The organism is Acidihalobacter sp., assembly GCF_037381185.1.
Classification (GTDB): domain Bacteria; phylum Pseudomonadota; class Gammaproteobacteria; order DSM-5130; family Acidihalobacteraceae; genus Acidihalobacter_A.
The window spans coordinates 17790-27653 of the sequence record NZ_JARRQY010000042.1; the positions used below are offsets into that span (position 1 = coordinate 17790).

Here is a 9864-nt window from a genome sequence, read left to right on the forward strand (position 1 = left end):
GCCTATCGCTGCGCGAGGGCAAGTTTTATCCCCAGAGCGACGAAGGCGGCGGCGAAGGTTCTGTGCAGCCATGCCAGTACATGCGGGCGGGACAATATATGACGGCGCATGATGGCGGCAAAGATGCCGTAACAGGTGAAAATTCCCAAGGTCATCGCCATGAAGATCAGGCTGAATTTGGTCATGTCGAGCACGGGATGCGGCGCTTTGGCGGCGATGAACTGCGGTAGGAAGGCGAGGAAGAAAATCGGGAGTTTCGGGTTGAGCAGATTGATCAGGACCGCGGAGAGGATGATCCGTGCGTTCGAGCATTCGCCCCCGTTCGGTTCGAGTTCCGGCTCGCCTTTGCGTTTCAGCGCTCGCCACGCCATCCACAGTAGGTAGGCGGCTCCCAGATATTTGATCGTCTCGAAGGCGGCGGTACTCGCCTGCAGCAGCGCTGCAAGACCGGTGATTGCGGCGAGCATGTGCGGGAGTATGCCGAGCGTACAGCCGCTAGCCGCTGCGACGCTCGCCCGCCAGCCGCGCGACAACCCGGTGGCGACCGTGTAGAGCACGCCGGTGCCAGGTGCGGCGACGACGATCAGCGAGGTGAGCAGGAACTCGACGCTCATTGCACCGCCACTTTGCGAACCACGGCGTTGGGCCAGAGTTCCGACAGCGTCGTTTGCAGCGCTTCTCCCAGTGAGGCCACATCGGCGGCGGCCGTCGCGTGCAGGGCTTCGGCCACGATCAGGGCGCGCGTGGTATCCAGGCGGATGGTGGAACGGCCGCTCTGGCGGTTGGTCCAGCGCCGCGCATGAGCCTGTCCGGCCGCATCGGCGAAGATGATTTCTCCTGGCTCCGGGTATTCGATGTCGCCACGGAACGTCTCGTAGGTTTCGTCGCCCACAGCCGGGCGGACCTGAAGGTCGCCCACGATTCTGCCGAGATCGAATACGGCGATGGGGATGGCGCAAGCGAGCGAGAGCGCGTTGCATACGTCGATCAGCGGATGAAGCCCGGGCAACGCCTGTTCCTTGCGAAAGCGCCGCAGCAGGGCCTCGGCGGCGCAGCGGTACTGGGTGGGCTTCAATCCCATGCTCGAGAATGCGCGGCGCCAGGCCTGAATCGACGCCAGATCGCTTTCCGTTCCGGAGGCCAGGCGTGCGGCGGCCTTTTCATGGAACTGCGCGACCGGAGCCGATACGTCGACCGTCGGCGTGACCCCCTCGAAGATGAATGCCGCGGATACGAGGCCGGGGAAACCCCGGCGCATGTGCGGAACATAGCTGAATTGCACGCTGACACCTCGCTCTGGGAACAGGTGCCGTCGAGTGTCGTCCGGATGGACCTACGAGGTCTTGTACGGAATTGCGCCTCGCCTGCGCCGCGCGGCGCAGGCCTGCGCATACGCGCCCGGAGCCAGGCCGAAGCTGCGCAGGAAGTGCCGCGTGAGATGGCTTTGATCGCAAAAGCCGCTGGTCGCGGCCGTCTCTGCGGCGCTCAGTCCACAGGTAAGGAGCCGGCGCGCCAGGTGCAGCCGACGCTGCATGAGGTAGGCATGTGGCGTCAGACCGGTGCCGCGCTTGAAACCTCGAAGGAGCTGGAAGCGGCTAAGCCCGGCCGCGTCTGCAAGCGTGGCGAGTGTTTGCGGCGCCGCGGGATCGTCGTCGATCATCTCGCGGACCAATGCGATGGCGCCGGGGATCGCCGCGGGTTCGCGAATGCGGCGTTCCGTCAGGCGACGCAGGAGCATAAGCAGCAACTCTTCCGTGTGCAGTGCGTCGCCATCGCTGTCCGGGGTGGCGGTCAGCGCGGGATAGAGTGCGCGAAAATCCTCCGCCAGCCGGGTGTCGTGTATGACGGGGTGCGTGAACTCGTAGCCCGCTTCGCCTGCTACGTCCAGGCCCTTGGCCGCTTCGGCGATCAGCGAGGGTTCGAAGTAGAGCATGCGCCAAGCGCGGCCGCCATGGCCGAGCGGCGCGCCGTCATGCACTTCACCGGGGTTGACGCTGATGAGGTCGCCGACGTTCGCCTCGACCACGCCGCGGCCGCTGGCCGAGCGCTGAGCGCCGCGTTCGATCAAGCCGATACCGAATTGTTCGTGCGTGTGGCGGCCGAAGCGATGGGCGGTGTCGGCCTCGACCGCTTCGATACCCGCGAGTCCGCAACGCGTGATTCGGATAGGCTGCACAGGCATGTTGCCGGGGCGATGTCGCTTCCGGGCTTAGCCGGGCGGCGACTGGCTCACGGAGCCGAGCAGGTCGCTCAGACGCAGCGTCAGCTCGCGGTTCGCCGTCTGCGCCACCTGCTTGCTGCGCTGGGCGTAGACCACGCGGTTGAACAGTACCGCCTGTATGTAGCGCCGCGTTTCTCCGAACGGCAGCGTCGCCACCCAACGTGGGGTGTCCATGCGCAGCGACGAGTTTGCCAGCCATTGGCTGACGTTGGTGGGGCCGGCGTTGTAGGCGGCCACGGCGGCGACCACGTCGTTGGCAAAGCGGCCCATCAGATAGCTCAGATAGGCACTGCCGGCACGGATGCTGACGCCCGGCTCGCTCAAGCGATGGCGGTCGCAAAGGTGTTTGCCGAGATCACTGTGCTTGCCGATCCAGCAGGCGGTGCGAGGCATCAGCTGCATGAGTCCGCAGGCGCCCGCGGACGAGCAGACGCTGGACTGGAAGGCGCTCTCCTGGCGCATGAGCGAGAGCACCAGGTCCGGCGAGAGATTGTTGCTGCGCGCCGCCAGGCGCACGGCCGTCCAGTGCGCCAGCGGGAAGGTCAGGGCCGAGGCACCCCGCGCCGGCGATTGCGCGGCGGCGGTGTAGGCAGCGTAGGCCCATTGCTGGCGATGTGCGAGGCGAGCGGCCGCAAGGCGCTCCCTGGGTGTGAGCCGGCGAAGCAGCTCGCGCCATACTGCCCCGGCATCGGTGGTTTGACCGGCCTGGTGCAGGGCCAGGGCGATACGGGTCAGGTACATGCCGCCGACGCGTTTTTGCAGCGCCGGGTCCTTGGCTTGCGGCTGGGGCCCCTGCGCATAGGGGCGTTGTATGAGGTCGGCAGCGAGGAAGCCGTAGTAGCTGAATTCTCGGGCTAGCGGATCGGCCAGTCTGCGGGCCGCTGCGATCTTGCCGGTCTGCAGTAGGGCGCGGGCCTCCCAGTATCGCCACGCGTCCTTGTCGCGCTGATAGCGCGGCATGGCGCGGATCGCGGTGAGCAGGCCGGACCAGTTGCCCGTGCGCAACGCCGCCCTGGCGCGCCACTCACGGCTCGCCTGGCTGGCGGTAGCCGGAGGCAGTTCGTTGAGCCAGCGTTCTCCCTGCGGCAGCCCGTCGATGGCTGCGAATATCGCTATCGTGCGTGCTATGCGGCGACGCTGCGTGTCGCTCAGGTGTGTCTTCAGCCGTGCTTCGAGCCCGGCCCATAGGGCGTGGGCGTCGGCGGGCTGCTTGCGCCCCAGGCGGCGAAGTGCGGCGGTGATGACTTGCGCGGCGGCATCTCGGTCGCCCAGTTCGGGAAGCTCGACTCGCTGGAGTTCTGCAGGGGAGCCATAGACCCGGAGCCAGCGTCGGGCGACCGGTTGTTGGTCGGCTGGCAGCAGCGTGACCAGATAGCGGCCCAGCCGGGGATTGCCGGCTTGCAGGGCGAGCAACAGGCGTGCCCGCACCAGATTGGCTGGAACATGTCCATTCCGGCGGAGCAGGTCGAAGGCCGGATCGCAGCTGCTGGGCTGTTCGTAACCGACCAGCCACAGGCGCCTGGCGAGTTCGGTGGCTTCCTTTCCGCGGCCCGTCGCCTTGAGTGCGGAGGTCCGCGCGCAGGCGACCAGCGTATCGTTGTAGGCTGGTGCGTCCGTGGCGAGAAACTGTTTCCACTCCTTGCGCCGGGCGAGTTCGAGCAGCCAGGCGCGATGCAGCTCGGCGGCGATCGGCAGATCGCGGTTGCGATGGAGGAAGTCGTCGATTTCCTTGGTTGACGCGCTTTTCAACGAGGTCTGGAGGTAGGCGAACTGCAGGTAGGGCTGCAGAATATAGTCCTGCAAAGTGCCGGCGAGCGCCCGATAGCGACTCATGTCCCCGTTATTGAGCGCGCTGAGCGCATTCTGGAAACGCTCCGCAGCCTGCTGGGCCGGCGTAGAGGCCTGCGCTTGGGCCGACAGGACGCTCACGAGTACGAGCGTGGCGAGTCGCAGGCAGGCGCCGAAGCGCTGGAAAAGGGCTGCGCGCATTGCGATCAGGCGTTCCGTGGCGCGGGTCAGAGTATGAGGTTATTGTGAGAGCAGCGGGCGCCGATTGAAAGAGGAAGGCGTAGAAATTTGCCATGCCGGAAACGGCATTCGTAGAACCTTTCCCGAGATTTCGTGTGGCGGGCACTCGTGGTGCCGGCTCGTCGCATGCGCGGAATATTGAGAAAAGGCCATTTATTCGGAGTGGTGGACATGCGTTTGTGGATACGCAATCCCCTGGCGATCCTGGCCGAGGATGCCGAGGGCGGAGTGGTGGTGGACGGTACGCGGCTGGTCGAGTGCGTGCCTCTCGGTGGGGGCCCCTCGGCGGCGGTCGACGATGTCTTCGACGCCTCGGAACACGTCGTGCTGCCGGGGCTGGTCAATCTGCACCATCATTTTTTCCAGACCCTGACGCGGGCTTGTCCGCCGGCACTGGACAAGCCGCTGTTCCCCTGGCTGGAATCGCTGTATCCGGTGTGGGCCGGACTGCGGCCCGATGATCTGGCGCTGGCGGCGCGCGTGGCGCTGGTCGAACTGCTGCGCTCGGGCTGTACGACGGTCAGCGACCATCACTATCTGTTTCCCGCCGGGCTCGAAGAGGCGATCGACATCGAGGCCGAGGCCGTGCGCGAGCTGGGCATGCGGGCGGTGCTGACGCGCGGTTCCATGAGTCTGTCGGTGGACGACGGTGGTTTGCCGCCGCGCAGTGTGGTGCAGACGGAGGAGGCGATCATGGCCGATAGCGAGCGTCTGCTCAGTCGCTATCACGAACGCGGCGAGGGCGCGATGCTCGGTATTGCGCTTGCGCCTTGTTCGCCGTTCTCGGTCACCGCCGAGCTGATGCGCGAGTCCGCCGCGCTGGCGCGTCGCGAGGGAGCGCTGTTGCACACCCATCTGGCGGAAACCGAGGACGAGACCGCCTGGTGTCTGGAGCACACTGGGCGGCGTCCCGTCGACTATCTCGAGGAACTGGGCTGGTTGGGCGAGGACGTCTGGGTGGCGCACGGAATTCATTTCGACGATGAGGAGATCGAACGCCTGGGCCGTGCCGGCGTAGGCGTCAGCCACTGCCCCAGCTCCAACATGGTGTTGGCCTCGGGCCACTGCCGCACGCTGGAACTGGAGGCCGCCGGCAGCCCGGTCGGGCTTGGCGTGGACGGATCGGCCTCCAACGATGCTTCCAACCTGATCGGGGAGGCGCGTCAGGCGCTGCTGCTGCAGAGGCTGCATTACGGCGCCGACCGCGTCGGCCATCGCGAGGCTTTGCGCTGGGCGACGCAGGGCGGCGCCTGCTGCCTCGGGCGCACCGACATCGGGCGCATCGCGCCCGGTCTGCAGGCCGATCTGGCCCTGTTCCGCCTGGACGAGCCGCGCTTCGCCGGTGCCGGCGATCCGCTCGCGGCACTGTTGTTGTGCGGTGCGCAGCAAGCCGATCGGGTGATGATCGCCGGAAGCTGGCGCCTGATCGATGGCGAGGTTCCCGGCCTGGACCTGCCGGCGCTGCTCGCCGCGCAAAAAACGGCTGCACGCGCCTTGCTCGCGCGGGCGGGGGCCGGCGCATGAGTGTGACCACGGTCTATCGCGCCGCGATCTTCAATCCGCATGGGCCGGGTGTGCTCACCGTGCATGCCGACGGTGCGCTACGTGTCCGCGACGGTCGGATAGAAGCGGTGGGCGATTTCGATGAGCTGGCGCCGCGACGTGGTGAGGAACTCATCGAACTCGACGGGGTTCTGGTGCCGGGTTTCCATGATGTCCACATCCACTGGGTCCAGCATCGGGTACGAGGCAGTTTCGAGGCCGAACTCATGCCCTGGCTGCGCGGTCACATCTGGCCCGAGGAGGCGCGATACGGCGATGTGGCGCTGGCCGGGGAGAGCGCGCGCGATTTCTTCGCCGACACCGTTCGCGCCGGCACGGTCGCGGGTCTTTGCTATTCCAGCCCGCATCCCGAGGCGGTGCGTGTCGCGGCCCGCGAGGCCCTGGGCGACTGGGTGATCGGCGACGCGGTGATGGAACTCAACGCGCCGGAGGCGCTGACGCGCGCCAGTATCCGTGACATTGACGAACTCGACCCCCTGGCCCGCGAACTGGGGCCGCGGCGTTATGCACTGACGCCGCGTTTCGCGCTCAACTGTTCGGCGCCGTTGATGGCAGCTCTGGGCGCCTACGCCCGTGCCAATGGCCATCTCGTGCAGACGCACCTGTCGGAATCTCCGGAGGAGGTCCGAGAGGTGCGCGAGGCCTTTCCCGAGGCCGAGGATTACACGGATGTCTACGATCGCGCCGGCCTGCTCGGCGCGCACAGCGTGCTGGGGCATTGCATTCATCTGTCGTCGCGGGAATGGCGGGTGCTTGCCGCGCGCCGTGCCTGGGTGGCGCATTGCCCGTCCAGCAACGAGGCGCTCGATTCTGGACGCATGCCGCTGGAGCGCGTGCGCGAGCATGAAGTCCGCTGGGCGTTGGCCAGCGATGTTGGCGCGGGTCCTTCGCATTCGATGCTGCACGTGATGCAGCGATTCCTGGCCCAGCATCGTGCGGCCGGCGTGCCGGTCGAGGCGCAAGAGGCGCTGTACCGGGCGACTTTGGCCGGAGCCGAGTGCATGGGCCGCGCCGCCGAGGCGGGCAATTTCGCGCCTGGTAAACGGGCCGATTTCTCGCTGTTGCCGCGACCCGCGGGGAAGTTGCATGCCGCAGGCTGGATCGAGGCGTGGACGGCCGGAGGGATGGGTGAACTGGAAACGCGGCCGTTGGCCACCTGTCTCGGAGGTGAATGGTATCCGGCCGGGGGGCAGAAGCACCGCAGCCGAGTGCAGCGCTAAGAGGTTGCGGAAGGGCGTCCGGCCCTTCCGCAATGGATTGCTCCGCGTGCCGGAACCCGTGCTCCGGAAAGCCGGAGAAACGGGGTGTTGCGTCCGGCCTGCGCGGCGTCCGTGCCGCGCTGGATCAGGAGCCGGCCTTGAGGCGGCCGGCGATGTCGGCCACGTGGCGGCCTTGGAAACGGGCTATCGACAGTTCGTTCTCGCTGGGCAGACGCGAGCCGTCCGCGCCGGCGAGGGTGCCTGCACCGTAGGGAGCGCCGCCGGTGATTTCGTCCATTTTGGTCAAGCCTTGCTCGCTGTATGGCACGCCGACGATCACCATGCCCTGGTGCAGCAGCGTGGTATGGAAACTGGTGATGGTGGTTTCCTGGCCGCCATGTTGGGTGCCGGTGGAGGTGAACACGCTGCCGACCTTGCCGATCAGCTTGCCCTGCGCCCACAGGCCACCGGTCATGTCGAGGAAGTTGCGCATCTGGGCGCACATCATGCCGAAGCGGGTGGGCGTGCCGAAGATCACCGCGTCGGCTTCGGCGAGCTGGTCGGGCTGGATGACCGGCACGTGGGCGAACGCCGTCTGCGCCTGCTTGGCGCCGAATTGTTCGAGGACGTCGTCGGGAACCAGTTCCGGGACCCGATACAGCTCGACCTCGGCGCCCGCTGCGCGCGCTCCCTCGGCTACCGCTTCGGCCATTTTGTAGATATGGCCGTACATGCTGTAAAACACGACTTGCACCGTGGTGGACATGAAGGACTCCCTGTGGGTGATGGGGCTTTGTGTCGCTTCAGTCTAGGCCGCATGTCCATGTCCGCTATTGAAGGCTTTGCAACGAACCGCTCAAACTTATTGACCAAACGGACGATGGATTTTCCGCGCCGCCGGGTTACTCTTTCTTTCATTACAGGAACACCAGCCGGTACGCCGACGTGCATTCGCTGAAGTTCTACGTCACAACGCCCCATCAGTGTCCGTATCTGCCGGAGCGGCAGGCGGTCGACGTGGTGGCCGATCCGAATGCCTCGGTCGATCGCGGACGCCTGACGGAGCTTTTCGAGCTGGGCTTCCGGCGCAGCGGGATCTTCGTCTACCGTCCAGAGTGTCCGGGCTGCCGGGCCTGTGTGGCGGCCAGGGTGCCGGTGGCGGCGTTCGTGCCGGATCGCTCCCAGCGGCGCTGCGCAGCGCGCAACGCGGATCTGGTCGTGACGCGTGAGGCGCCGGAGTGCAGTGAAGAGGTGTTCGAACTCTACAGCCGCTATCTGCGCCATCGCCACGCCGGAGGCGGCATGGACGACGCCACGCCGGAGTCCTTCGGCGAATTTCTGTGCACGCCCGCCATCGAGGCGGAGTTTCTGTCGTTTCGTCTCGGCGGACGCCTGGTGGCGGTCGCCGTGACGGATGTGCTCGACACCGGTCTGTCGGCCAACTACACCTTTTTCGATCCCGCCGAGGCGAAGCGCTCGCTGGGTACCTTTGCCGTGTTGACCCAAATCGAGGAAGCCCGGCGGCGTTGTCTGGAGCATCTCTATCTCGGCTACTGGATCGAGCGTTCCGACAAGATGCGCTACAAGAGTCGCTTTCGTCCGCTGGAGTTGTATCGCGACGGCCGCTGGTGGTTCTGGCCGGTGGGCGTGGATGAGCCGCCCGTGGCGGGTTGACGGGCGGGGGCGAAGTTGTAGAAGGTAAGCGGGCAGATCTCATTCCCACCAATCGCAGCAGGAGTCAGCCATGTCCACCGAGCGTCTGTTCGAATCCGATCCCTATCGCCGGAGTTGCGACACGCAAATCCGCATGGTGCATCCGGAGGGGGTCGAACTGGAGGCGACGGTATTCTACCCGGAGGGAGGAGGGCAGCCGGGCGACACGGGCGTACTGCGGCTGGCCGACGGCCGGGAGCTGCGTGTGGCCGATACCCGCAAGGGAGTAGAGCCGGGCAGCATCGTGCACGTACTGGAAGAGGTGCCCGAGGGGCTCGCTTCCGGCGAGCCGGTCGATGCGGTCATCGATTGGGAGCGGCGTCACCGGCACATGCGTATGCATACCTGCCTGCATCTATTGTGCTCGCTGGTGGATGCGGGCGTGACCGGAGGCTCCATCGGCGCGGAAAAGGCGCGTCTGGACTTCGACCTGCCCGAGTCCACCCTGGACAAGGAGGCCTTGAGCGCCGAACTCAATGTGCTGGTCGAGCGTGACTTGCCGGTAGCCATGCGCTGGATCAGCGACGAAGAACTGGATGCGGCGCCTGAACTGGTGCGCACCATGAGCGTGAGCCCGCCGCGCGGCGCCGGGCGGGTGCGGCTGGTGGAGGTGCAGGATGCCGATCTGCAGCCCTGCGGCGGTACGCATGTTGCCCGTACCGGTGAGATTGGGGCTGTGGTGGTCAGCAAGATCGAGAAGAAGGGGCGGCAGAATCGGCGGGTGATTATTCGGTTTGCGGAAGTGGGCTAGGGGGTGTTCTGAAATCGCTTTCGTTAGCGGGTTGGGACCGGTGGTGTTTGGAGTCTTGTTCGGCGCAAATTGGCGTTTGTGGTTTTGGCCCTGCGTGAGTGAAGGCGGCTTATTTGCTGATTTTAGGGGCCGGTTTCCGGCTCGGTTCGGTGGTAGGTAATTGTGATCTTGCGTGGTTGAAGGCGACGTACTTGCTGACTTTTTCAGCTGATTTCGGGCGCGATTTGAGGCATGGGGATTAGCTTGATCGAGGTGACGCGCCCGAGCCGATTTCTTTGAAATGCGCAAAGAAACCGGCGAAAGAAACGCACCCCCAAAGCACTTTGCACCTGTGCCATTCGCGACTGCAGTGGACTGGTGTGCGTTCAGGGCAAGGCGCGGCGCGAAGA

At 65.9% G+C, this 9864-nt stretch carries 9 protein-coding genes; 4 read left to right on the plus strand and 5 right to left on the minus strand.

The annotated features are described in order from the left end of the window. Positions 1-2: 2 nt before the first annotated feature. Genes P8014_RS14465 through P8014_RS14480 form a run of 4 tightly spaced genes read right to left on the minus strand, consistent with a single transcriptional unit; the run spans position 3 to position 4210 of the window. Entirely contained in the window at positions 3-614 is a 612-nt protein-coding gene (locus P8014_RS14465) for a LysE family translocator (protein ID WP_337818036.1), read from the minus strand. Continuing rightward, positions 611-1282 (minus strand): phenylalanine--tRNA ligase beta subunit-related protein, encoded by a 672-nt coding sequence (locus tag P8014_RS14470; RefSeq protein WP_337818037.1) that lies wholly within the window; start codon positions 1280-1282, stop codon positions 611-613. The genes P8014_RS14465 and P8014_RS14470 overlap by 4 nt, the downstream gene beginning before the upstream one ends. Positions 1283-1333: 51 nt before the next feature. Next, a complete protein-coding gene (locus tag P8014_RS14475) occupies positions 1334-2176 on the minus strand; it encodes an AraC family transcriptional regulator (RefSeq protein ID WP_337818038.1) in 843 nt (280 codons plus the stop codon). A gap of 33 nt (positions 2177-2209) precedes the next feature. Further along, positions 2210-4210, minus strand: coding sequence for a transglycosylase SLT domain-containing protein (locus P8014_RS14480; protein ID WP_337818039.1), 2001 nt, complete (start codon positions 4208-4210; stop codon positions 2210-2212). A gap of 210 nt (positions 4211-4420) precedes the next feature. Here P8014_RS14480 and P8014_RS14485 point away from each other — a divergent pair, with 210 nt between their 5' ends. Both P8014_RS14485 and P8014_RS14490 read left to right on the plus strand, forming a co-directional pair. Beyond that, positions 4421-5773 carry an 8-oxoguanine deaminase gene (locus P8014_RS14485; RefSeq protein WP_337818040.1) on the plus strand — a complete coding sequence of 451 codons (1353 nt, stop codon included), beginning with the start codon at positions 4421-4423 and terminating at the stop codon, positions 5771-5773. Beyond that, positions 5770-7032 (plus strand): amidohydrolase family protein, encoded by a 1263-nt coding sequence (locus tag P8014_RS14490; RefSeq protein WP_337818041.1) that lies wholly within the window; start codon positions 5770-5772, stop codon positions 7030-7032. The genes P8014_RS14485 and P8014_RS14490 overlap by 4 nt, the downstream gene beginning before the upstream one ends. Before the next feature lie 124 nt (positions 7033-7156). Here P8014_RS14490 and wrbA read toward each other — a convergent pair whose 3' ends face one another. Next, positions 7157-7777 carry an NAD(P)H:quinone oxidoreductase gene (gene wrbA, locus P8014_RS14495; RefSeq protein WP_337818042.1) on the minus strand — a complete coding sequence of 207 codons (621 nt, stop codon included), beginning with the start codon at positions 7775-7777 and terminating at the stop codon, positions 7157-7159. A gap of 179 nt (positions 7778-7956) precedes the next feature. On the opposite strand from wrbA, the gene P8014_RS14500 reads away from it, so the two are divergent. Beyond that, positions 7957-8685: an arginyltransferase gene (locus tag P8014_RS14500; protein ID WP_337818043.1), complete on the plus strand. Its 729-nt coding sequence runs from the start codon at positions 7957-7959 to the stop codon at positions 8683-8685. Positions 8686-8755: 70 nt separating this feature from the next. After that, positions 8756-9475 carry an alanyl-tRNA editing protein gene (locus P8014_RS14505; protein WP_337818044.1) on the plus strand — a complete coding sequence of 240 codons (720 nt, stop codon included), beginning with the start codon at positions 8756-8758 and terminating at the stop codon, positions 9473-9475. Positions 9476-9864 lie beyond the last annotated feature (389 nt).